The sequence below is a fragment of the Flavisolibacter ginsengiterrae DSM 18136 genome (genome assembly GCF_059568575.1).
In genome coordinates this window covers 33,962-57,429 of the sequence record NZ_JCANTR010000001.1, presented here as the reverse complement: position 1 = coordinate 57,429, position 23,468 = coordinate 33,962, and the positions used below count along the sequence as shown (strand labels likewise).

General features: G+C 43.3%; 18 protein-coding genes. 11 read left to right on the top strand and 7 right to left on the bottom strand.

The features are described 5' to 3' along the window. Window positions 1–9 precede the first annotated feature (9 nt). The 3 genes from BP74_RS00250 to BP74_RS00240 are packed head-to-tail and all read left to right on the top strand — an operon-like array spanning window position 10 to window position 3,970. Window positions 10–1,938: a menaquinone biosynthesis decarboxylase gene (locus BP74_RS00250; protein ID WP_496369852.1), complete on the top strand. Its 1,929-nt coding sequence runs from the start codon at window positions 10–12 to the stop codon at window positions 1,936–1,938. Further along, window positions 1,910–2,992, top strand: coding sequence for an ATP-grasp domain-containing protein (locus BP74_RS00245; RefSeq protein ID WP_496369850.1), 1,083 nt, complete (start codon window positions 1,910–1,912; stop codon window positions 2,990–2,992). The genes BP74_RS00250 and BP74_RS00245 overlap by 29 nt, the downstream gene beginning before the upstream one ends. 60 nt (window positions 2,993–3,052) lie before the next feature. Next, on the top strand, window positions 3,053–3,970 hold the full coding sequence (locus BP74_RS00240; RefSeq protein ID WP_496369848.1) for a TraB/GumN family protein: 918 nt from the start codon (window positions 3,053–3,055) through the stop codon (window positions 3,968–3,970). 112 nt (window positions 3,971–4,082) lie between these two features. Here the strand turns inward: BP74_RS00240 and BP74_RS00235 are convergent, their stop codons facing one another. Both BP74_RS00235 and BP74_RS00230 read right to left on the bottom strand, forming a co-directional pair. Next, window positions 4,083–4,499 carry a nucleoside-diphosphate kinase gene (locus BP74_RS00235; protein ID WP_496369846.1) on the bottom strand — a complete coding sequence of 139 codons (417 nt, stop codon included), beginning with the start codon at window positions 4,497–4,499 and terminating at the stop codon, window positions 4,083–4,085. 421 nt (window positions 4,500–4,920) lie between these two features. After that, window positions 4,921–5,499 carry a DUF4126 domain-containing protein gene (locus BP74_RS00230; protein ID WP_496369844.1) on the bottom strand — a complete coding sequence of 193 codons (579 nt, stop codon included), beginning with the start codon at window positions 5,497–5,499 and terminating at the stop codon, window positions 4,921–4,923. Window positions 5,500–5,686: 187 nt separating this feature from the next. Here BP74_RS00230 and BP74_RS00225 point away from each other — a divergent pair, with 187 nt between their 5' ends. Both BP74_RS00225 and BP74_RS00220 read left to right on the top strand, forming a co-directional pair. Next, entirely contained in the window at window positions 5,687–6,694 is a 1,008-nt protein-coding gene (locus BP74_RS00225) for a DHH family phosphoesterase (protein WP_496369842.1), read from the top strand. A 13-nt stretch (window positions 6,695–6,707) separates the two neighbouring features. Further along, window positions 6,708–7,694 (top strand): FKBP-type peptidyl-prolyl cis-trans isomerase, encoded by a 987-nt coding sequence (locus BP74_RS00220; RefSeq protein ID WP_496369840.1) that lies wholly within the window; start codon window positions 6,708–6,710, stop codon window positions 7,692–7,694. Between the two features lie 260 nt (window positions 7,695–7,954). Here the strand turns inward: BP74_RS00220 and folP are convergent, their stop codons facing one another. After that, on the bottom strand, window positions 7,955–8,785 hold the full coding sequence (gene folP, locus BP74_RS00215; protein WP_496369838.1) for a dihydropteroate synthase: 831 nt from the start codon (window positions 8,783–8,785) through the stop codon (window positions 7,955–7,957). A gap of 49 nt (window positions 8,786–8,834) precedes the next feature. On the opposite strand from folP, the gene BP74_RS00210 reads away from it, so the two are divergent. From BP74_RS00210 to BP74_RS00195, 4 genes are all read left to right on the top strand, one after another. Then, a complete protein-coding gene (locus BP74_RS00210) occupies window positions 8,835–9,392 on the top strand; it encodes a DUF1599 domain-containing protein (protein WP_496369836.1) in 558 nt (185 codons plus the stop codon). Then, the gene (locus BP74_RS00205) at window positions 9,392–10,552 is read left to right on the top strand and encodes a BT_3928 family protein (RefSeq protein WP_496369834.1); all 1,161 of its coding nucleotides are present in this window, start codon (window positions 9,392–9,394) and stop codon (window positions 10,550–10,552) included. The genes BP74_RS00210 and BP74_RS00205 overlap by 1 nt, the downstream gene beginning before the upstream one ends. A gap of 13 nt (window positions 10,553–10,565) precedes the next feature. Continuing rightward, window positions 10,566–11,612: an ABC transporter permease gene (locus BP74_RS00200; protein ID WP_496369832.1), complete on the top strand. Its 1,047-nt coding sequence runs from the start codon at window positions 10,566–10,568 to the stop codon at window positions 11,610–11,612. A 111-nt stretch (window positions 11,613–11,723) separates the two neighbouring features. Beyond that, entirely contained in the window at window positions 11,724–12,167 is a 444-nt protein-coding gene (locus tag BP74_RS00195) for a CBS domain-containing protein (protein ID WP_496369830.1), read from the top strand. On the opposite strand, the gene BP74_RS00190 is transcribed toward BP74_RS00195, so the two are convergent. From BP74_RS00190 to BP74_RS00180, 3 genes are read right to left on the bottom strand one after another with little or no spacing between them, the layout of a single operon-like run. After that, window positions 12,161–12,442 (bottom strand): DciA family protein, encoded by a 282-nt coding sequence (locus tag BP74_RS00190; RefSeq protein ID WP_496369828.1) that lies wholly within the window; start codon window positions 12,440–12,442, stop codon window positions 12,161–12,163. The two genes, BP74_RS00195 and BP74_RS00190, sit on opposite strands and share 7 nt — an antisense overlap. A 39-nt stretch (window positions 12,443–12,481) precedes the next feature. Further along, window positions 12,482–13,984 (bottom strand): NAD(P)H-hydrate dehydratase, encoded by a 1,503-nt coding sequence (locus BP74_RS00185; protein WP_496369826.1) that lies wholly within the window; start codon window positions 13,982–13,984, stop codon window positions 12,482–12,484. A gap of 22 nt (window positions 13,985–14,006) precedes the next feature. Then, on the bottom strand, window positions 14,007–15,167 hold the full coding sequence (locus tag BP74_RS00180) for a serine hydrolase domain-containing protein (protein WP_496369823.1): 1,161 nt from the start codon (window positions 15,165–15,167) through the stop codon (window positions 14,007–14,009). 118 nt (window positions 15,168–15,285) lie between these two features. Between BP74_RS00180 and serA the strand changes: the two genes are divergently transcribed. Continuing rightward, window positions 15,286–16,521 (top strand): phosphoglycerate dehydrogenase, encoded by a 1,236-nt coding sequence (gene serA, locus BP74_RS00175; protein WP_496369821.1) that lies wholly within the window; start codon window positions 15,286–15,288, stop codon window positions 16,519–16,521. Between the two features lie 37 nt (window positions 16,522–16,558). Here serA and BP74_RS00170 read toward each other — a convergent pair whose 3' ends face one another. Further along, entirely contained in the window at window positions 16,559–17,035 is a 477-nt protein-coding gene (locus tag BP74_RS00170; RefSeq protein WP_496369819.1) for a heme-binding domain-containing protein, read from the bottom strand. Window positions 17,036–17,322: 287 nt separating this feature from the next. On the opposite strand from BP74_RS00170, the gene BP74_RS00165 reads away from it, so the two are divergent. Beyond that, window positions 17,323–23,451, top strand: coding sequence for a HAMP domain-containing protein (locus tag BP74_RS00165; protein WP_496369817.1), 6,129 nt, complete (start codon window positions 17,323–17,325; stop codon window positions 23,449–23,451). Window positions 23,452–23,468 lie beyond the last annotated feature (17 nt).

Here is a 23,468-nt window from a genome sequence, read left to right as displayed (position 1 = left end):
TGGGTTCTCATGGCATATAAAAATCAACAGCAGTTTATAGATATACTGGAACGTAAAGGCGAATTGGTTCGCATAAAAGAATACGTCGATCCTAAATTGGAAATAGCGGAGATCACAGACCGCATAAGCAAAACTCCCGGCGGTGGCAAGGCCTTGCTTTTCGAAAATACCGGTTACGATTTTCCTGTATTGATGAATGCCTATGGCAGTGAAAAAAGAATGTGCCTGGCATTGGGTGTCAATCACCTGGATGATGTAGCCCATGATATTGAAGCTCTTTTTAAAATGCTGGCTTCTCCCAAAGAAAGCATTGTAGATAAATTAAAGCTGCTGCCCAAACTTGGGCAGTTTGCGAGCTGGATGCCTAAGGTCCGGTCAGGAAGAGGCGAATGCCAGCAAATTGTGTGGGAGGGAAAGGACGCTGATATTACCAGGCTTCCCGTTATCACCTGCTGGCCAAAGGATGGTGGTCCATTTGTAACACTACCTGTAATACATACTAAAGATCCTTCTACCTCTACCCGTAATGTAGGCATGTACCGTATGCAGGTATTTGGTCCCCAACTTACCGGCATGCACTGGCACAAACACAAGGTCTCTGCCAAACATTTCAATGAATATAAAAAGCTGGGCAGGAAAATGCCAGTTGCAGTTGCATTGGGTGGAGATCCTGCTTATGCGTATTCTGCTACCGCTCCTTTGCCTGAAAATGTAGATGAATACATGTTGGCGGGGTTTCTTCGTAAAAAGAAAGTGGAGCTGGTGAAATGTATAACACAACCTGAAATTGAAGTACCGGCAGATGCTGATTTTGTTATTGAAGGTTATGTTGATCCTGCAGATGATCTGATCTGGGAAGGTCCTTTTGGAGACCATACAGGGTATTATTCTTTGCCTGACTGGTACCCACGTTTTCATATTACCTGCATAACTCATAAACAAGGTGCCATTTATCCCGCCACCATCGTTGGAATACCTCCACAGGAAGATGCCTGGCTGGGTAAGGCAACTGAACGTATATTTCTTGCACCTATGAAAATGACCATGGTGCCCGAGATCGTTGATATGGATATGCCGGTGGAAGGTGTATTTCATAACCTTGTCATAGCCCAGATCAAAAAGGAATATGCAGGGCAGGGACAGAAAGTAATGAATGCCATGTGGGGAGCAGGACAGATGATGTTCAATAAGATACTGGTGGTGGCAGATACAGGCGTACAGATCCAGGACTATGAGAAATTAGCCCAATATGCATGTAAAAACCTTGACCCGGCAGCAGATATTTATTTTTCCCAGGGACCAATGGATGTCCTTGATCATAGTTGCAGCAAGCTGGGATTTGGTGGTAAAATGTGCATAGACGGAACGGCAAAGTATGAAGAAGAAAAAGATGACAATAGTTCCTGGAAGACCATTAATAATAAATGGCTGAAAACAATTACTGAACAATTTGAAGAGGTGCAGGCTGTAAACAGTTCTTTATTGGGAAAAGATATTCCTGTATTAGTTATTTCCGTAAAAAAATCAAGGAAAGGCCAGGTGCGCGACTTGCACAATAAATTATGTGATGCGGCGGAAATGGAAGGGGTGAAGATGGTATTGTATGTAGAACATACGGTGAATGCAAACGACCTGACAGTCGCCTTATGGCGTTTTTGCAATAACCTCGATCCAAAGAGGGACAGCACCCTGGTGCAACGGCCTTCACATGTTGATGCTACCAAAACTTACTCCTGCATGGGTCTTGATGGAACCATTAAAAGTAAAGAAATGGACAACTTCCAGCGGGACTGGCCAAATATCATTGTCTCGGATGAAGCTACCATCAAATCGGTGGACGCCAAATGGGATAAACTTGGATTGGGAGAATTCTTACCTTCACCATCACTCAAATTCCAGGACCAGGTGTATGGATTGGAAGCCGTGGTCCAGGCGTAATATAAACATGCAGATGCCAGGAAAAGCATTAAATGTATTAATGACAGGTGCAGGTGCTCCCGGTGGCCCTGGCATCATTAAATGCCTGCTAAGTGATCCTTCTATTAACCTCCTTGTTGCCGATGCAGATCCCGGTGCCATTGGCAGGTATTTGCACGACAAATTTATACAGGTACCGTTGGCAGATGATCCCGGGTATTCGGACAAATTATTGGAGATATGCAGGGATCAAAAGATTGACATTTTATTACCCCTGGTCACCAAAGAATTGTTCCCTCTTTCTGCCCATAAACAGGCTTTTGAACAACAGGGTACGAAGGTCCTTGTATCATCAGCAGAGGCCATCAGGATCTCTAATGATAAATCAGCCTGTTACCGTTTCCTGCAAACAAAAGGATTGGAACTCCCGGGATTTCATATTGCCAGGACTACAGAAGAATTTATACATGCCGCCTACGAATTGGGCCATCCGCAACGATCATTTTGTTTTAAGCCTTCCCTTTCCAACGGGAGCAGGGGCTTCAGAGTAGTATCTGATTCCATCAATGAATCGGACGAATTATTTAAGAATAAACCATTCACCGTCTTCATCACTTATGCACACGCCTTAAAAATACTCTCATCGCAGTTATTCCCGGAGTTGCTGGTTACAGAGTATTTGCCGGCAGAAGAATATTCCATAGACTGCCTGGCACACAATGGAGAAGCAAAATTGATCGTACCAAGGCTGCGCACAAAAATGATCAACGGCATTAGCGTGCAGGGCCAGTTTGTAAATGACCAGGACATCATTGATTATTGCACCAAGCTTATATCCCTGGTAGGTCTTCATGGCAATATTGGCATCCAGTTAAAAAGATCAGCTTCAGGCAAACCTTTGTTGGTAGAGGTAAACCCGCGGGTACAGGGTACCATTGTAGCTGCACTGGGGGCTGGTGTAAACCTTCCTTTATTAGCTATCAAACAGGAAATGGGGCTGGCAATTGATCCATCTGAGTTGAATGTAAAATGGGGAACAAAATTTTCCCGTTACTGGACAGAAGTATTTTATTAGTCCTTGTTAAACTCTGGCTCTTCCCTACTTGTTATGTAATTGAAACCGTAAATTGCTGGCATGAAAAGAACTCTTTGGCTCAGTTTATTTGCTGTCATAGCCTTTGTAGCCAATAGCCAACCTGTAAAGAAAACATCCCCAAACAATACACTGTTATGGCGCATTTCAGGTAAGAACATTGTGCAGCCATCCTATCTCTTTGGAACCATGCACATGCTTTGTGCCGATGATATAGATTTAAGTGATAGCCTGGTCAGCGCCATTCGTAAAGCAGATAATGTGTACCTGGAGCTGGACATGGATAACCTCTTTGAAATGATGGCCGCCATGACCAAAATGAAAATGAGGAATGATACAACATTAGCAGACCTGCTGACAAAAGCTGAATATGATACGGTAAAAAATTATTTCAAAAGGAACAGCACCTTGATCCCCTTTTCGATGTTGGAAACCTATAAGCCACTACTGGCTGCATCAATGATCATGGAGCAGCAGGCAGGTGAATGTGGGAACATGATCTCTATGGAGCAACTGATCATGAAAGAAGCGAAAAAGAATGATGTGGGCATCAAAGGGATGGAAACTATGGAATATCAAATGAGCATTTTCGATAGCATTCCCTATGGTTTCCAGGCAAGGCAACTGGTAAAAATGGTAGAGGAAGGCAATAAAAATGAAGACAATGAAATGCAGACATTGACCAATGCTTACCGGGAGCAGCAACTGGATAAAATGGAAGAACTCACTAAAAATGAGGATATGGGCATCAAGAATTTTGCTGATATGCTTTTGTACAACCGCAATGCCAACTGGGCCAGGAAGCTCGATGGTTTGTTACCTGGAAAGTCATTGGTCATTGCTGTAGGTGCAGGTCATTTACCCGGCGATAGGGGGGTGATCAATCTTTTGCGAAAAGCTGGTTATAAAGTGGAACCTGTAGCTAATAATATGATCAGGAAGAAAACAAAAGAGATCTGAAAAATAATGTGAAGTTTATTCCTGGTTATTTATTTGACAATAGAACAATAAAATAAAAAAGGTTGACAAGGGGTTACTTGTTCAACCTTTTTCAATGTATTAACCGGAAATATTAGAACTGCTCCAGCCCGGAGAAGAAGAAATCTCCTTCGATCTTTGCATTTTCATCACTGTCACTACCATGAACGGCATTTTCGCCTACGGAAGCAGCGAATAGTTTCCTGATGGTACCTTCATCTGCTTTGGCAGGGTCTGTAGCACCTATAAGGGTTCTGAAATCGGCAACAGCATTATCTTTTTCAAGGATAGCCGCGATGATCACGCCACTGCTCATGAATTCCACTAGTTCACCGTAAAAAGGCCTTGCTTTATGTACCGCGTAGAACTCACCGGCTTTCTCCTCTGTCAATTTGGTTTGCTTCAATGCCACGATACGAAAGCCCGCTTTAATGATCTTATCCAATATGGCTCCTGCATGACCATTCTTCATGGCATCAGGCTTAATCATTGTAAATGTTCTGTTAGTCATTACTCTTATTTTTCAAATTTGGCCGCAAAAATAGGGAGAACTTACCGATAAGCTACCCTTGTGCGAGTTAGTATTCACAAGTGTTTTTCAAAACTTAACATCTATTGTTTGATTATTGCAGAGCTGACAGCTTGTCTTAACATACAATTTAAAATATTACTTCCCCTATAGCTACGCCCGGGCTACTACCTATCAACTCGCTATTAACAGTATGGATACTCCGTGCGAACACGGAGTATCCATACCGTTGCTATACCGTAGATAAGGAGTAGGTAGCCAGTAGCTATATGGTAGCATTAAAGGTGAATAGAAGATAAGAAATCTTATACTTACATTGATTTAATATTGGTTTTCAATGTTGTATGATCAGCTGCTTACAATAGTTCTTATATAAGAAATATGTGAATTGCGGAAACTGAGATCAGAGAAGTCGCCTGCGGGTAATTTTTTTAAAGACTCTGAAAACAACCCACCCACATAACAACAACAGAAGCAATGCCACCATGACAGGAATAATGAAACTTAAAAGGGAGCTGGTAACAGCAGCGGCATTCTCGGTTGTAGCTACAACTACATTGCCGGTGCCAATAGTTGTCTTGCTGCTTAACAAGCGCAGCAGGCCGGTTCCCAACTGGATGGTGCCGGCTGTTGACCCACCTGCAAGAAAAGCAAGGCCCCACCGCACCAATGGTTCCTGGCCGGAAATGGGCAATATGGAAAACGCCAGCAAAGTTCCGGCGGCTACAGAAAGGGGAGTAGCTATCGTATCCAGCAGGTTATCTATAAATGGTATGTAATAGGCTGCAATTTCAGCTATTGACGCGGTAGCGAAACAGATAATGGAGGTCCAGCTGCTTAACCAGGCCATATCAGCGGGCAAGTGCATTATATTGAAATGACCCGCAACCGCGGCTGCCAGCATAGGTACAAAGACCCTGAAGCCTGCCGTGGCGCTAAGGGCAATCCCCATTGCTATGGTGGTTATAAGACCCTGGTCCATAGCAAAAAGATACAAACATTTATAATATACACTTACTTTCTGTTTCCGGGATTTAGCGTCAATTAGCTTCTGAAGAAGGCTGGAAGGAGCTTTTGACCAGCATAGGTAGCGGGAAACCTAATAAAAAGCCTAATCCTGCCACAGTAAAAGCGAAACAACAAACTTTGCCCTACTTTTGCCGCTCTTTATGCAGGCAATACAGGAAATATATGGTCAATTAAAGGACCCAAAGCGCGTCGTGATCACTATGCATCAAAAACCGGATGCAGATGCTATGGGCTCAGCATTGGCATTGTTTCATTTTTTAAAAGAGTTTGGCCATGAGGTCGTTGTTATCTCGCCGACCAACTGGGCGCGGTGGCTGAACTGGATGGATGGCGTTAGCGAAGTACTGGATTATGAGCTGAATAAGGTGGAAGCCAATCATATACTTGATAAAACAGAATGGTTATTTTGCCTGGATCACAATCATTTCAGCAGGGCCAAGTCCATGGCTCCCAAACTGGCTGCCATAGATTGTGTCAAAATACTGATCGATCACCACCAGGAACCTGATGCAGCCTCTTTCAACTATGGTATTTCCAATACAGGAAAAAGCTCTACCTGCGAAATGATCTACGATTTGATCGTGAACTCTGGTCACCGGGATAAGATCAATAAAGTCATTTCTGAATGCCTCTATGCCGGTGTGGTTGCCGATACTGGTTCTTTCCGGTTTTCTTCTACCACCGCAAATGTTCATCATATGGTAGCTGCATTAAAGGAACATGGCCTGGAGCATACAAAGGTTCATGAAGCACTGTATGACAATTTCCTGGAGAACAGGTTGCGTTTCCTTGGACATGTTCTGACCAACAGGATGGAGATATTCTATGAACTAAATACAGCCCTGATCTACATATCGAAGATCGAGTTGCTTAAATATGAGATTAAAACAGGGGATACGGAAGGACTTGTGAATTATCCATTATCCATCCAGGGTATCAAACTGGTGGGCTGCGTCATTGACAGGGATGAAGAAAGAAAATGGTCATTCAGGAGCAAAGGTCAGTTTGACTGTAATACATTTGCCCGCAAATATTTTAATGGCGGTGGGCATTACAATGCCTCCGGCGGAAATGATTCAGCTTCCTTGCAGGAAACTGTTCAGAAATTTAAAAATGCAATTAAAGAAAATAGTTCTCTTTTACAATAATTAAACAATCCAAATGCAATTCTCAAAAACTATTCTAAGTGTTTTGTCTGTAGCTATGCTATTTGCAGCATGCAATAGCGTTGATTTTAAAAAAACCAAGGCAGGTGTTCCGTATAAGGTTTTTGGTAATGGAAAAGGTGATTCCATTAAGCAAAACAATATTGTAAAGTTCGAAGTGATACAGAAAACCAAGGATTCTGTGTTGTATAGTTCTTACAAAATGGGTCAGCCACAATTTATCCAGATACAGCCAATACCAGCTAGTTTCAGTTACAATGATATCGGCTCTAATATCATGGAAATTTTCACCAATGCAAAAAATGGTGACAGTATTTATATAGTGCAGGCTACTGATTCATTGATCAAGCAGAACCCTCAAATGGCTGAGCAGGCGAAGATCAAAAAAGGACAGGAATTCATTACTACCATCAAGGTGCTTGAAGTTTTCAAGACTCCTGAAGAAGCACAGGCTGCTGTAAATAAAGACAGGATAGCCAACGCAGATAAAATGGAAAAAGAAAGCCTTGAAAAGTTTAAGAAAGATACAGCAGCCCAGGCAATGGTAAGCAAGGACACAAAGACCATTGAAGATTACCTGGCTAAAAATAACATCCAGGCTCAAAAAACAAGTTGGGGTGTGTATGTACAAACAATTAACCCGGGACAAGGACCAAAGTTAAAAGTAGGTCAGTATGGTACCGTACGTTACAAAGGGCATAAATTATCCGGCGAAGTTTTCGATTCTGGTGTATATCCAATCCAGGCAGGAATGGGTGGATCTATCCCCGGCTTTGATATGGGTGCAAGAGAACTGGCAAAGGGTGGCAAAGCAAATATTTACATTCCTTCCACACTTGCTTATGGACCAAACGGAAGCGGACCCAAGATAGGACCCAACGAGATCCTTGTATTTGAAATGGAGTTGTTGAATATCTCAGATACACCGCCCGCACAAAATCCACAGGGAAATATTGATACGACCGGTGCGCAAAAACACTAATAGTATTGAAAAAATACCGAACTTTGAAGCCCATCGCAAGATGGGCTTTTTCTATTGAATGAAAATTGCTAATGTCCCGTTTTTAGTCCAAATTTCCATTTAATCCAGCAACCTGTTTTAACACTGTACCCACCCGTACTTTTATTGAGCTACCGTCCACAAACCTGTTGAAAACAACACCATTTTGTAAATTCTATACTTGCGTTATTGAGGCGGAAGGGCAGTGCGAACACTGCTCTTTTTTTGTGTCTTTTAATTACTCACGCTGCTGCATATTTCTCCACCAGTTTGATAGCTTCTACAGCTTCTTTCACATCATGCACCCTTAATATATGCGCTCCATTTAATAATGCCATTGTATGTAATACAGTAGTGCCGTTCAGGGCTTCTTCTGCCATTATACCTAATGTTTTATAGACTGTTGCTTTGCGTGACAGGCCAACCATCAGTGGCTTATTCAGTTGCCTGAAATATTGTAATTCTTTTAGCAAGGTAAAATTGTGGGTTGCTGTTTTTCCAAATCCAAACCCAGGGTCAATAATAATATCATTGATACCGCTTTTTATGAGTGCAGCCATTTTGAAATTGAGTGAGTCAAAAACCTCTGTAACCAAATTAACATAACAGGGGTTTAATTGCATGGTTTGTGGATGCCCCTTCATGTGCATTAAAATATAAGGGGCTTTCAATGCAGCAACTGTTGGTAATAAGGCTTCGTCAATGGCACCCGCACTGACATCATTAATAATATGAGCTCCTGCATAAAATGCTTCCTGCACCACTTTAGCGTAAAAGCTGTCAATGGAAATAAATGTTTCAGGAAATCTTTTGGCAATGGATTCTATGGCGGGCAATACTCTTTTCAGTTCTTCTTCTGCGCCTACCTGCTCGCTGCCTGGCCTTGTACTTTGCCCGCCAATGTCAAGTATGGTGGCTCCATCCCGGATCATTTTTTCTGCCCGCATCAATACATCTTTTTCATTGGCTGAGCGACTTCCTGAATAAAACGAATCAGGAGTTGTATTAATGATGCCCATGACGATAGGCTTATCAATGACCATCAATCGTCCTTTACAATTAAGTGTAAACATTAAGCGCCGTTTATTACTTTTGGAGCTAATGTAGATAATAAATCATTTCATGTCCGATACCAACCAACAATACGAAGCAATAGAGCATAAATGCCAGGAGATTTTTATCCATAAAACAAAAGATTATGGCACTGCCTGGAGAGTATTAAGAAACATTTCCATCGTTGACCAGATCTATATCAAAGCGCAACGTATCAGGACCATCCAGGAAAAAGGCGAGCAGAAGGTTGGTAATACCGGGGATGATATTGCTTCTGAATTCATAGGTATTATTAATTATTCCATCATTGGGTTGATACAGATGGAATTGTCGGAAAACGATCCCGAAGAACTGGAAGTAGGTGTTGTTGAAACTTTATACTACAGGTATTTTACTGCGGCAAAGATGCTGATGCAAAGCAAGAATCATGATTATGGAGAAGCCTGGAGAAATATGACACAGGAAAGTTTTGTTGACCTGATCCTGATGAAACTGCAACGCATGCGGCAGATCATCTCCAACAAAGGCAAAACTATAATCAGTGAAGGATTGGATGCCAATTACTATGATATGATCAATTATGCGGTTTTTGCCTTAATATTAATGGAAGAAGTAAAACAACAGTAATGCGAATTCTTATTCGTATCATCCAGGCAGCAGTAGGTATCTTATTTATTGTTTCAGGGTTGGTAAAGGCCAATGATCCTCTTGGTTTGAGTTATAAAATGCAGGAGTTTTTTGAACTCTGGAGCGGTGAATTATCGACAGGCCATTTTTTTCTGAAAGGAGGGATGATCGGTTTTTTTGATTTCCTACATCAGCAATCGCTGCCGCTATCCATATTTATGATCACGCTGGAGATCATTGCCGGCGTGGCCCTGTTGTTGGGATGGAAAAAGAATTTTATTCTCTGGCTGTTGTTATCACTCATTGTATTCTTTACTTTTTTAACCGGCTATGCCTATTTATCGGGCAAGTTTACCAACTGCGGATGCTTTGGTGATTGTTTACCTATTACGCCCCTGACATCATTTACCAAAGACCTAGTGCTACTGGTATTGATCATTGCCTTGCTCCTTGGTAAAAAATATATAATCCCGGTTTATACCAGTACAGCAAGGGGGTTTGTTGTAGCTGCATCTTTAGGCCTAACATTACTACTGCAATGGTATGTGCTGAATTACCTTCCCCTGGTAGATTGTCTCTCCCTAAAAAAAGGAAACAATATTGCGGTGCAGATGAAACCTCCACCGGGTTCAGTACCTGATAGCTTTGCTATCCGTTTCATTTATGAAAAAGGAGGGAAACGATTTGAGTTTGCCCCTGAGAGTTTGCCTGCAGATTTTAATACCTATAAATTTATTGACAGGAAGGACCAATTGATTCGTAAAGGAAATGCCGAACCTGCTTTAAAGGGATTTTCGCTGACAGGAGTAAGTGGACAGGATTCAACTGAGGCAATTCTTATGCAGCCGTTGAGTGTTTTATTATTTTTCCAGGATGTTCATTCAGGTAAATGGATCAACGGGGATCTTGATGCGCTGGTAACTGCAGCGAAGGGGAAAGGTATTCCTCTTTATATAGTATCACCATCAGTGCCTGATGCGATGAATTTATTGAAAGCCCAACCAGGATTGCAATTTTTTAGCTGTGATTTTACCGTAGTGCGCATCGCTGCACGCACGGAGCCTGCAGTATATATTCTGAAAAAAGGGGTGATATGGAATAAATATAGTTCCCAGGAATTAGGTAAAGCCGGCAAGGACCTTATTTCACTTCAACCATAACCAGGAAAAACGAGTGTTACCCTTTATACTTAGAAAGATCATGTATGGCCTGCTGGTGCTGGTAGGGGTGGTTGTGCTGGTATTTGTTTTATTCCAGGGATTTGGTGACCCTGCACGCCTGGTCATGGGCCAGACAGGGGATGCTGCCACACAGGCCAATATCCGCAAGGAACTTTATTTGGACCAGCCAAAATGGAAGCAATTTATTTATTACCTGAATGACGTTTCGCCTATAGGTTTTCATTCCAAAGATGAAATACAAATAAAGGAATTGAAAGGAATATTCATTGGCGGGGAAACCAAACTGGCCTTTAAGCTTCCTTATCTCAGAAAGTCTTACCAAACAAAGAAATCTGTCAGTGCCATTTTACTGGAGGCCTTGCCCGGCACCTTGCTGTTGGCCATTGCGGCCATGGCCATTGCGGTGCTTATCGGTATTCCATTGGGTATGCTGGCGGCAGTAAAGCAAAATACCTGGATGGATACAACAGCAGTATTCTCCAGCATCATAGGTATTTCTGCACCTTCTTTTTTCATGGGTATTATCATTGCCTATCTTTTTGGATTTGTCTGGACCGACTGGACAGGGTTGCATATCACCGGAAGTTGGTTCGACATTGATGAAACGGGTGCTAAAAGGCTTACACTGCAAAACCTGGTGTTGCCAGCCATTACGCTTGGTATTCGTCCATTAGCCATCATTACTCAATTAACCAGGAGTGCCATGCTGGATGTACTGGACCAGGACTATATCCGCACAGCCTATGCAAAGGGACTTAGTAAAACAAAGGTGATCTGGAAACATGCCTTGCGTAACGCCCTTAACCCGGTAATTACAGCTATTACAGGCTGGTTCGCAGAGTTGCTGGCAGGTGCTTTTTTTATTGAATATATTTTCGGATGGAAGGGTATAGGAAAGGTAACCGTAGATGCCCTTGAAAAACTCGATTTCCCCGTGGTTATGGGATCAGTGCTGATCTCGGCCAGTTTTTTTATCCTCATCAATATCCTGGCTGACATTCTCTACGGCATCGTAGACCCAAGGGTACGAATTAAATAGGTACAAATTTTGTTGAAGGGTTTGGCAGTTTCACACGGGTAAAAGCTTAACTTTATTACGAACCAGCAATAGCTTACCACCCATTTTATCATCCTTTTAAAAACTATTTCTATGGAAAAAGTTGCTGAGGTATTGGACCGCAAGTATCCCCAATTCAACACTGTTTCCCCTGACTGTTTTGTTAGCGATGCATTGTATCAAATGGCGTGTGAAAACGTGGATCATTTGATCGTGTTGGAAAATGATAAATTTATGGGGGTGCTCACAGATCATGACATTGCCAGTAAGGTACTGTTTGATGAGCGGCCATTAAAAAACATTAGGGTAAAAGAGTTCATGACCCGTACACTGCCAGTTGCCACATCGCAGGATTCGCTGGAACACTGCATGCAATTAATGGAACGTTTTAGTGCCCGGCACCTTGCTATCTATGATAACTTTTTATTTAAAGGTGTGCTTTCTTCTTACGACCTGATACAGGAGGCATTGAGTAAACGTAAATCAATATTTGAAGAAGAAGGGGCTATTCGGCAAGGATATCCCTGGAATTATTGAATGACAATATTCTCGATCACTTTTTCACCCAAAGCTTCGTTCACGCGAAGCTTTATTTTTTCCTTTTGAAAATTAAGCTCCTGTTTTAAAGGGGCTACATTAGTGGTAATGAAAAGAGTTTTATTGATCACTTTTAAATTCTCTGTATACCGGGCAATAGTTTTTCCCATGACATTTTCCCAAACCTGGTCAATTTGTAAAGCATGAATATCACCCCTGATGCGACTTTGCGCCAGGTATTGTTTCAAAACTTCGCCAACAGAATATTGCCCCATGGGGTAAAAATAGGAATATTATATCCAGCAATCATGACCTCAATACAATTGTGGAAAAGCATTGCTTAGAGAATCAATGATATCTGATGCCAGCATGGCTTCCATGGAAAATGTAGTTGCGGCCAGGTCTCCTGCCATTCCATGAATATAAACGCCGAGGATAGCTGCCTGTTCTGATTCATATCCCTGTGCTTTGAGGGCTGTAAGTATACCAGTCAATACATCGCCACTTCCGCCTTTGGCCATCCCTGCATTACCAGTATTGTTAAAGAATAGCTGCCCACCAGGTGTGGCAATAACTGTATGATGACCTTTTAATACAATAATGCATTTCAGTTCAGCAGCTTTTATTGTGGCGGTGTTGATCCTGTCAAAATCATTGGCATGTTCTCCAAACAGCCTGTCAAATTCTTTGGGGTGAGGCGTTATTATACTATCGGCAGGGATATGCGTCAATAACTCTTTATGCAACGATAAAATATTCAAAGCATCTGCATCAATGACCAGGGGTTTAGAATATCTCCTGGTGATAAAGGAAACGATCTTTTGCGTGTCGTCTTCAGTGCCAATTCCCGGACCGATGCCTATGGATGCATACTTGTCTAATTCTCCAGGCAGGGAGGATAGATGTTCTTCTTTTTCATCCGTCATTACCATGGCTTCCGGTGCAGCCGTTTGAAGGATGCTATAACCACACCTGGGAATAAATACGGTGGTGAGTCCTGCACCAGAACGCATGCAGGCCCTGGTTGCTAAAACAGCAGCCCCGATCTTGCCATAACTGCCAGCGATCATCAGGGCATGGCCAAAATTGCCCTTGTGTGCGAATGCATTTCTTGGTTTGAATATAGACCTGGCCAGGGAAAGTTCAGTTAATTCCTTATGAAATATATTGTTGATTAAATATGCGGGATGTAAACCTATATCCAGCACATGTACGTTACCGATATAAGGCGCATTTTCCTGCACCAGTAAACCCAATTTATATACCTGGAAAGTGAGGGTATACTGCGCAATCACAATGGGATGACCAATAGATGATTGATCCATAAAAAGACCACTGGGAACATCTATAGCAACAATAGTAGCTTTTGAAGCATTGATATGTTCAACCAGCCTTGCTGCCAGGTCTGAAACAGGTTTGTTTAATCCGGACCCAAAGAGCGCATCGATCAGGATATCAGTTTCATGCAGGCCAGGAATGATATCTTCTGATTGTAAAAAATGAATGTCAGTGGTAGTATCATGAAGGCGTTGAAGGTTTTCCTGGAAATCAGGAGATCCAGGTTTGCCATTTTCAAGAATGTAAGTAATGGCACTGAAACCCGATTGCAAAAGCATCCTGGCTATGGCCAGTCCATCGCCGCCATTATTTCCCTTTCCGCAGAAAACTTTAAAGGAATGTCCATGCCAGTGTTGTTGCCTGATCCATTCAAAGCAGCGGGTGGCAGCCCGTTCCATGAGGTCAACAGAGCGTATAGGTTCGTTTTGAATGGTATACTGGTCCCATGCCTGTATTTGCTCCCTTGATAAGATCTGCATGGTCTTGTTAGCTTTGGATCATCTATTCTTCACCATCATCCTGCTTGCCATCATAATTACCAAACAAGTTATACATTTTTTTCGCTGTAGTGTACACATTGGTGTTGTACTTGTTGGACAGAATGATAATAGTGGCATTCTCTTCAGGCAGGCGGGCAAAAGCGGAATTAAATCCATGCCAGTGACCATTGTGGTAGATCACTTTCTTTTTATTGGGTAATAAAAGCATTCTCCATCCCAGGCCGTAATTATGAATGCCTGGCTTTTCATTGCTATAAGGAGTAAATGCCGAGTCAAGTAAAGGTTGTTTGATAATAGTTTGGGCATATAAAGCCTGGTCCCATTTCAACAGATCCCTGGGAGTGGAAAAGATATTTTTATCACCGTAAGGGCCATCCGAAAAGTCCAAAGTCCATGGGGCACTATTACGCTGGTAAGATTGAGTAATAGTGGAATCACCCATAGTATGAACAAATGTATTGGTCATACCCAGGGGAACGAAGAAATTTTGTTTCATGTATTGCGGATAAGAAAGACCACTGGCTTTCTCAATGATCAGCGCCAATAAAACGTAGTTGGTATTGCAATAATTAAAATGACGGTCAGGCTGGTAAGCATGAGGCGGATGCCAGTTGATCAGGGTACCCAGCACTTCATTATTACTGGCCTGTTGGGTGCGGGGCCATTTACCTGCTTCCATATAATTCAGGTAATTGGGAAGTCCGCTTCTGTGATTCAGCAGCATTTTTACAGTTATACCTTCATAAGGGAATTGTGGAAAGAATTTGTTCACAGAATCATTTAATCCCAATTTGCCTTCCTGCACCAGTTTTAATATGGCTGCTGCTGTCATGGTTTTGCTGGTAGATGCGATCTGGAAAGGAATATCAGCATTCAGAGAATCCTTTTGTCTTAGATCATGAAAACCAACATAGTTTTCGTAAACTATCTCCCCGTTCTTGGCAACTAAAACGCCACCATTAAACGAACTCCTGTATAACGTATGCCTGAGCATATCCTCCACTGCATCATGGTAGTGTTGTTTTTCCTGTACAGTAAGAGCAGGAAATAAGGGCTCGGGGGTAGCAGGTTCCTGTATAGCTACCGGTTGACTGCTTTGTGATGAAGACTGGCAGCCCCATAGCAGGCATATAATTGCTCCGGATAGAAGAAAGTTTTTCAAAAGATAATTATTTTAATGAACAGGATATCTTATAAAATTATAATTTAAGTCCGCAAAAACAAATCCAATTTGTTAATTCCTGCAGGCTTCTTTTTTTATTATTCCTCATATTTGCAAGATGGATGCCGCGCAAACGAGTTACCCCAAAGAAAAGATTAAAATTTTATTACTTGAAAATGTAAGTGACGTAGCCGTAAAAAATTTCGCCAGGCAGGGTTATTCACATGTTGAAAAGCTTACCAAAGCCTTGCCAGAGGCTGAGTTGATCCAGGCAATCAAAAATGTCCACTTATTGGGTATTCGTTCCAAATCCCAAATCACAAAGGCCGTATTGGATGCCGCAGAAAAATTACAGGCCATAGGGTGCTTCTGTATTGGGGTGAACCAGGTGAACCTGGACGTAGCCACTGAAAATGGCGTAGCAGTTTTTAATGCACCTTATTCTAATACCCGCTCTGTTGCTGAGCTTGTGATCGGGGCTTCTATAATGCTTATAAGGAGAATACCCGATAAAAATATAGCTGCACATAAGGGTTCCTGGATGAAAGAGTCCAGCGGAAGCTATGAACTTAGAGGCAAGACCCTTGGGATCATCGGTTATGGTAATATTGGAACACAGGTAAGTGTGTTGGCAGAGTCGCTGGGTATGCGTGTGATCTTTTATGATATTGAGACGAAGATGCCCCTTGGTAACGCGGAAGATATGCGTAGCTTGAAGGAAGTGCTGAGCAAGGCGGATATCGTTACCCTGCATGTGCCTGAAACTTCGCAAACGAAAAATCTTCTCAATAAGAGTAACCTGAAATACTGTAAAAAAGGTTCTATCATCCTGAACTATGCAAGGGGAGAGGTGATCGAGTTGAACGACCTGCGCAAATTCATTGAAAGCGGGCAAATATCAGGTGCTGCGATAGATGTTTTTCCCGTAGAACCTGAAAAGAATGGCGACCATTTTGAATCCCCGCTTCAAAATTTACCCAATGTATTGTTAACGCCACATATTGGAGGATCCACTGAAGAAGCTCAGCAAAATATTGGGGAGGACGTAAGCAACAAATTATTGAACTACCTGGAAAAAGGTGTATCACTTGGTTCTCATACCGTACCTGCCTTGTCATTGCCTCCCCAGGAAGGAAGTCACCGGATCCTGCATATTCACCAGAATGTGCCGGGGGTATTATCGGAGATCAACAGTGCGCTGTCCAGGAATAAGATCAATATCGTAGGCCAGTACCTGAAGACCAATGACGCAATTGGTTATGTGGTAGTCGATGTTGATAAGCAATTATCCAGAAAGGCTACACAGCTACTGAAGGAAGTGCCACATACTATCAAGGTGCGCTTGTTGTATTAGCAGGATGTTTCACCTCCAGGTTTAGTGTAACTAAAGGTTACATCGTTTTATTGGCCAGCGAATCCTGCATAATTTTTTGCCTGGCTGTTTTTGTCCAGTCAATGATCAATTTACGCTGTGCGTCATTCAGTTTAGCATCTGTATGTATCCACAGGTAGGAGTCCAAGGGCATTTCGTGCTTGTCTATTTGTTCATCAATTTCTTTCATTTTCTTATCCTTTCTCTTAAAGCTGCCGGCAGAGAAAGTGGAAAAATTCAGTTCTGTTTTTCCGTCATTAATATGGTTATTCAACCACCAGTTTACAGGGGTGATCTTACTGTACCATGGATATTCAGTATGGTTGGAATGGCAATCGTAGCAAGAGACCTTCAAAAGGCTCATTACTGTGTCGGGCACAGGAATTGTATGAGTGATATCTGTAGCAGACTCAGCAGTACCATTATTATGTGAAGGCTGTATAAATTGTACCAGGACCAATAAGACAATAATGCCAATCAAAATTTTATTTCTCATCCTCTATTTTGAGGACTAATTTAATTAAATAGTGATTGAGAAAATGTAAAATGTTAAAGGGTCAGTAATATGAATAGATATTTTACAAGGAGGCATCCTAATTGTTTACTTATAAAGTACTGGAAATGGATCAGGGAAAAATGACTAATAATACCTGCTAAGGGTTTTACATTATATCTTAGTTTTCACAGCATAATCTACTTGTAAAGAAGACGTAAATTATTTATAACGAAACAATTAGTGTACTAATTTTTTATTAGGTTTGAATCTAATTTCACCACTTAACTATGGGTACCAGAAAATCGAAAACCAATGGTGTAACATCTGCACCAGTCCCCGTTATATTAGAAGAGGTAACACCAAAAGAAAAAACATCAAATGGCTCCCGCGCAGCCAAAGTTCCTAAAATCATTCCTTCGGAATTTGATGGTATGATCGACCAGCGTCAGTTGCTGGCTGTTTTGTCACAAGTTAAGAACGGAAACTTTGCCATCAGGGTGCCCAACGACCAGATAGGTGTAACCGGGAAAATTTATGATACTTTAAATGATATTATAGCCCTCAATGAAATATTGGTCCAGGAATTAAACCAGGCCCGTAAGATCATTGGCAAGCAGGGTAAATTGAATCATAGGGTGGAATTGCCAAGACTTGCCGGTGGTTCGTGGAGTACGGCTGTTGATTCCATCAATAGCCTGATCTCAGATCTTGTGCATCCAACCATTGAGATAGCCCACGTTATTTCTTCGGTGGCCAAGGGAAATCTATCCCAGGAAATGCCATTGAAAATTGGTGACCACCTGTTGCAGGGTGAATTTGCCCGTATTGCTTCAGAGGTGAATGACATGGTGAAACAATTGAATCTTTTCTCCATGGAGGTGACCCGTGTGGCCAGGGAGGTAGGCTCTGAAGGTAAGTTGGGTGGCCAGGCGAAGGTAAAAGGCGTGGCAGGTGTGTGGAAGGATCTTACCGATTCGGTGAACCAGATGGCAGGTAATCTTACAGCACAGGTGCGAAACATTGCCGAGGTAACAACGGCGGTAGCGAAAGGTGACCTGAGTAAAAAGATCACGGTGGACGTGCAGGGAGAGATCCTTGAGTTGAAGAATACGATCAATACCATGGTGGACCAGCTAAACTCTTTCTCTTCGGAGGTAACGAGGGTGGCCCGTGAAGTGGGAACCGAAGGAAAGCTTGGTGGCCAGGCGGAAGTGCCGGGTGTGGCTGGTACCTGGAAGGATCTGACCGACTCGGTGAACCAGATGGCCTCCAACCTTACAGGCCAGGTGCGTAACATTGCCGAAGTAACAACAGCGGTGGCACGAGGTGACCTTTCCCGTAAGATCACGGTGGACGTAAAAGGAGAGATACTTGAACTAAAGAATACGATCAATACGATGGTGGACCAGCTGAACTCCTTCTCCGCAGAGGTGACCCGTGTGGCACGCGAGGTGGGATCCGAAGGAAAGCTGGGTGGCCAGGCAACTGTAAAAGGTGTAGGTGGTGTTTGGAAAGATCTTACAGATAACGTGAACCAGCTGGCCGGTAATCTAACGGTGCAGCTTCGTGACGTTTCTAAGGTGGCTACAGCTATTGCGAATGGTGACCTTACCCAGAAGATCACCGTGGATGTAAAAGGTGAGATCCTCCAGATCAAGGATGTGATCAATAGGATGGTGGACCAGCTAAACTCTTTCGCCTCAGAGGTGACCCGTGTGGCCCTTGAGGTTGGTACAGAAGGAAAACTTGGCGGACAAGCCAAGGTGCAGGGTGTGGGTGGTACCTGGAAAGACCTTACCGATTCTGTAAATCAGATGGCCTCTAACCTTACGGCGCAGGTACGTAATATCGCCGAGGTAACTACGGCTGTGGCTAATGGTGACCTTTCTAAAAAGATCACGGTGGATGTGGCTGGTGAGATCCTCGAATTAAAAAAGACCATCAATACGATGGTGGACCAGTTGAACTCATTTGCCTCCGAGGTGACCCGTGTGGCCCTCGAGGTTGGTACAGAAGGAAAACTTGGCGGACAAGCCAAAGTGCAGGGTGTGGGCGGTACCTGGAAAGATCTTACCGAATCGGTGAATCAGATGGCCTCTAACCTGACGGCCCAAGTGCGTAACATCGCAGAAGTAACAACGGCGGTGGCCAAGGGTGACCTTTCCCGTAAGATCACGGTGGACGTAAAAGGAGAGATCCTGGAGTTGAAAAATACCATCAACACGATGGTGGACCAGCTGAACTCATTTGGTTCAGAGGTAACACGTGTGGCCCGTGAGGTGGGATCTGAAGGAATGCTGGGAGGACAGGCGGATGTGCCGGGTGTGGAAGGACTCTGGAAAGATTTGACAGACTCAGTGAATAAAATGGCCTCTAACCTTACAGGCCAGGTGCGTAATATCGCGGAGGTTACTACGGCTGTGGCTAACGGTGACCTGTCGCGCAAAATTGAAGTGGATGTAAAAGGAGAGATCCTTGAATTAAAGAATACCATCAATACCATGGTGGAACAGCTCCGCGCCTTTGCCTCCGAGGTAACGCGTGTGGCAAGAGAAGTAGGAACGGAAGGAAAGCTGGGAGGACAGGCCAATGTGCCTGGAGTAGGTGGAACCTGGAAAGACCTTACTGATTCGGTGAATGGTATGGCCGGTAACCTGACAGCTCAGGTGCGTAATATCGCCGATGTGGCAATTGCGGTAGCCAATGGAGATATGAGTAAAAAGATCACGGTGGACGTGCGTGGAGAGATACTGCAGCTGAAGGAAACCCTGAATACGATGGTTGACCAGCTGCGTGCCTTCGCATCGGAGGTAACCAGGGTGGCCCGTGAGGTAGGTTCTGAAGGTAAACTGGGAGGCCAGGCCTTTGTGCCGGGTGTAGCAGGAACCTGGAAAGACCTTACCGACTCGGTAAACCAGATGACGGGTAACCTGACACTCCAGGTACGTAACATTGCCGAGGTGACCAAGGCGGTGGCTTCTGGTGACCTTTCTAAAAAAGTAACGATTGACGTAAAAGGCGAGATCCTTGATTTAAAAAATACCATCAATACCATGGTGGACCAGTTGAACTCATTCGCCTTCGAGGTAACGCGTGTGGCGAGAGAAGTGGGAACGGAAGGAAAGCTAGGAGGACAGGCAGAGGTACAGGGTGTGGCCGGAACCTGGAAAGATCTTACCGACTCAGTGAACATGATGGCCTCCAACCTGACCAACCAGGTGCGGGGAATTGCCAAGGTGGTTACCGCTGTGGCGACCGGTAATTTGAAACAAAAACTATCGATTGTATCGAGAGGAGAGGTGGCTCAATTAACAGAGACTATCAACGAGATGATCGATACGCTGGCGGTGTTTGCTGACCAGGTAACTACAGTGGCACGTGAAGTGGGAGTGGAAGGAAGGCTGGGTGGACAGGCATCCGTGCCAGGTGCATCCGGTATCTGGAAGAACCTAACGGAAAATGTGAATCAACTTGCAGAAAACCTTACTACTCAGGTACGTGCGATTTCTGAAGTTGCCTCAGCTGTGACCAAGGGAGACCTTACCAGGATGATCCGCGTGGAAGCAAAAGGAGAGGTGGAAGAGCTGAAAGATACCATCAACCAGATGATCGCTAACCTGAAGGAAACAACATTATTGAACCAGGAACAGGACTGGTTAAAGTCCAACCTGGCGAAATTTACCCAAATGTTACAGGGTCAGAAAGACCTGAATACGGTGACCCGCCGGATCCTTTCCGAGTTGGCGCAGGTTGTAAATGCCCAGCAGGGTATGTTCTATATCCTGGAGCAGGATGAAAATGAGCAAAACAAGAAATTAAAGCTTTTCTCAGCTTATGCCTTTAATGATGAGTTAAGTATTAATAAAGAATTTTCTTTAGGCCAGGGCCTGGTGGGACAGGTGGCAGTTCAAAAAGAGAGGATACTGCTGAATAATGTTCCCAAAGATTATATAAGGATCAGTTCTGGTTTAGGTGAATCTTCACCAGCGAGCGTGATCGTGTTACCCGTTTTGTTTGAAACCCAGATCAAGGCGGTCATTGAACTGGCTTCATTTGATGAGTTCAGCGAAACGCACCTTGACTTCCTTGGACAGTTGACAGAGTCTATTGGTATCGTTTTAAATACCATCGAAGCCAACTCAAGGACAGAGGAATTGCTGGAGCAATCACAATCATTGACGGAAGAGCTGAGAAGGACCAACGAAGAATTGCAGGATAAAGCACATTTGTTGGTGAAACAGAAAGAAGAGGTGGAAGCCAAGAACAAGGAGGTGGAAGAAGCTCGTAAGTCATTGGAAGAGAAGGCAGAGCAGCTTCAGCTTACATCTAAATATAAATCTGAATTCCTTGCCAACATGTCGCATGAGTTGCGGACGCCGCTGAACTCATTGCTGATCCTGGCGCAACAATTATACGAGAACAGGGAAGGAAACCTGTCTGAAAAACAGGTTCGATATGCCAAGACCATCCATAGTTGCGGTGATGACTTAATCCAGCTGATCAATGATATCCTGGATCTTTCTAAGATCGAATCCGGCTATATTTCAACAGACTTTATCAATGTCCGGTTCAACGAGATCACTTCATTTGTGGAAACCACGTTCAAGCACGTTTCGGAAAGCAAGAACCTGAAATTTGGTATCGAGGTAGACAACCAGCTTCCGGATGCTATGGAAACTGACGTTCAAAGGCTCAACCAGATCCTCAAAAACCTCTTATCCAATGCCTTTAAGTTTACGGAAAAAGGAGGTGTTCAATTAAGGATCTATGATGCCAAAAAGAACTGGAAGCCTGGAAATGCCAGTCTTGACAATGCCCGCCGCGTGGTGGCCTTCGAGATCAAAGACAGCGGAATAGGAATTTCAAAAGATAAACAGAACATCATATTTGAAGCTTTCCAGCAGGCAGAGGGTTCTACCAGCCGGAAATATGGCGGAACAGGCCTTGGATTATCCATCAGCCGTGGACTAGCCGACCTTTTGGGAGGTTCTATAGAATTGGAAAGTGAATCAGGAACGGGAAGTACATTCACCTTATTCCTGCCGATCAGCTATAATCCCTCTATTATTAAGAAGGAAAAACAATCCAGTTTAACCATCAGTGAGTATAAATTGGCTGAAACTTCCGAGGACATGGCACTACAGTCTGTTCCTACCATTAAGGTGGAGGCAAAAGACCTGGAGGGTCTGAACGAGATCATCAACGAAACCGGTGATGATCGTAATAATATTTTTGGAAATGACCGGGCAGTACTGGTTGTGGAAGATGATCTGCGTTTTGCCAAGATCATGATTGATAAGGCTCATGAAATGCAATTGAAGGTGGTTGTGGCCGGCAGTTTTGGAGAAGTATTCGAGCTAACCAATAAATACAATCCAATTGCGGTTACCCTTGATGTAAAACTACCGGATGCCAGTGGCTGGAGGGTGTTGGACCTGTTTAAAAATGACATCAATTTCAGGCATATACCGGTTCATTTGATTTCAGGAGAAGAAAACCGGTTACTGGCCATGCAACGAGGTGCCAGGAGTTTTAACCTGAAACCACTGAAAAACGAAGACCTGGATATCCTGTTTAAGGACATAGTACAGTACCAGTTGCACAAACCCCGGCGCCTGTTGATTGTGGAGGACAACCATATGGATTCTTCACAGATCGCGAAGATCATGGACAATGGCGAACTGATAGATATTACCATTGCGGATACGGGAAAACAAGGTATTGACCTGATAGCAAACAACCTGTACGATTGCATCATTGTAGACTATATGCTTCCTGATATCAATGGTCTTGATTTTGTAAAAGAGATCAATAATATCAAGCGATTCCAGATGACGCCTGTGTTGATCTATTCGGCAAAAGACTTTTCACCGAAAGAAAAAACGCAATTGAAACAGTATGCCAACAGGATACTGTTAAAAGATTTCAATTCCATGGAACTCTTGCTGGAAGAAGCCATCCTGCATATGCATATCGACCATAAGGATATGTTGCCGGAGAAGCAAATGATCATTGAGAACCTTCGATCTAAAGAAGATGTCCTCACCAATAAGACAATTCTTGTAGTTGATGACGACGTAAGAAACCTGTTTGCGCTGACTACAGCTTTTGAACGTTACAATATCAATACAATAACTGCTGAAAGCGGGCAGGAAGCGATCAACATATTAATGGAGAATCCATCCGTGGATATGGTTCTGATGGACATCATGATGCCGGAAATGGATGGTTATGAGACCACCCAGAAGATCCGCAGGGAACATAAAAATAACAATCTCCCGATTATTGCAGTAACTGCAAAGGCTATGAAGGGTGACAGGGAGAAATGTATCGAAGCAGGTGCATCGGACTATATCACCAAGCCTGTGAAAATAGACCAGTTGCTTTCCCTGATGAGGGTTTGGCTCTATAAATAAGGTATGACTTTAATTAA

Coding starts and splice junctions, on each gene's coding strand:
- BP74_RS00225 (WP_496369842.1), top strand. CDS start 5,687: ATGCAGGCAATACAGGAAATATATGGTCAATTAAAGGACCCAAAGCGC.
- BP74_RS00235 (WP_496369846.1), bottom strand. CDS start 4,499: ATGACTAACAGAACATTTACAATGATTAAGCCTGATGCCATGAAGAAT.
- BP74_RS00230 (WP_496369844.1), bottom strand. CDS start 5,499: ATGGACCAGGGTCTTATAACCACCATAGCAATGGGGATTGCCCTTAGC.
- BP74_RS00195 (WP_496369830.1), top strand. CDS start 11,724: ATGGAAAAAGTTGCTGAGGTATTGGACCGCAAGTATCCCCAATTCAAC.
- BP74_RS00185 (WP_496369826.1), bottom strand. CDS start 13,984: ATGCAGATCTTATCAAGGGAGCAAATACAGGCATGGGACCAGTATACC.
- BP74_RS00165 (WP_496369817.1), top strand. CDS start 17,323: ATGGGTACCAGAAAATCGAAAACCAATGGTGTAACATCTGCACCAGTC.
- BP74_RS00245 (WP_496369850.1), top strand. CDS start 1,910: ATGGATTGGAAGCCGTGGTCCAGGCGTAATATAAACATGCAGATGCCA.
- BP74_RS00170 (WP_496369819.1), bottom strand. CDS start 17,035: ATGAGAAATAAAATTTTGATTGGCATTATTGTCTTATTGGTCCTGGTA.
- BP74_RS00220 (WP_496369840.1), top strand. CDS start 6,708: ATGCAATTCTCAAAAACTATTCTAAGTGTTTTGTCTGTAGCTATGCTA.
- BP74_RS00210 (WP_496369836.1), top strand. CDS start 8,835: ATGTCCGATACCAACCAACAATACGAAGCAATAGAGCATAAATGCCAG.
- folP (WP_496369838.1), bottom strand. CDS start 8,785: ATGTTTACACTTAATTGTAAAGGACGATTGATGGTCATTGATAAGCCT.
- BP74_RS00240 (WP_496369848.1), top strand. CDS start 3,053: ATGAAAAGAACTCTTTGGCTCAGTTTATTTGCTGTCATAGCCTTTGTA.
- BP74_RS00190 (WP_496369828.1), bottom strand. CDS start 12,442: ATGGGGCAATATTCTGTTGGCGAAGTTTTGAAACAATACCTGGCGCAA.
- serA (WP_496369821.1), top strand. CDS start 15,286: ATGGATGCCGCGCAAACGAGTTACCCCAAAGAAAAGATTAAAATTTTA.
- BP74_RS00205 (WP_496369834.1), top strand. CDS start 9,392: ATGCGAATTCTTATTCGTATCATCCAGGCAGCAGTAGGTATCTTATTT.
- BP74_RS00250 (WP_496369852.1), top strand. CDS start 10: ATGGCATATAAAAATCAACAGCAGTTTATAGATATACTGGAACGTAAA.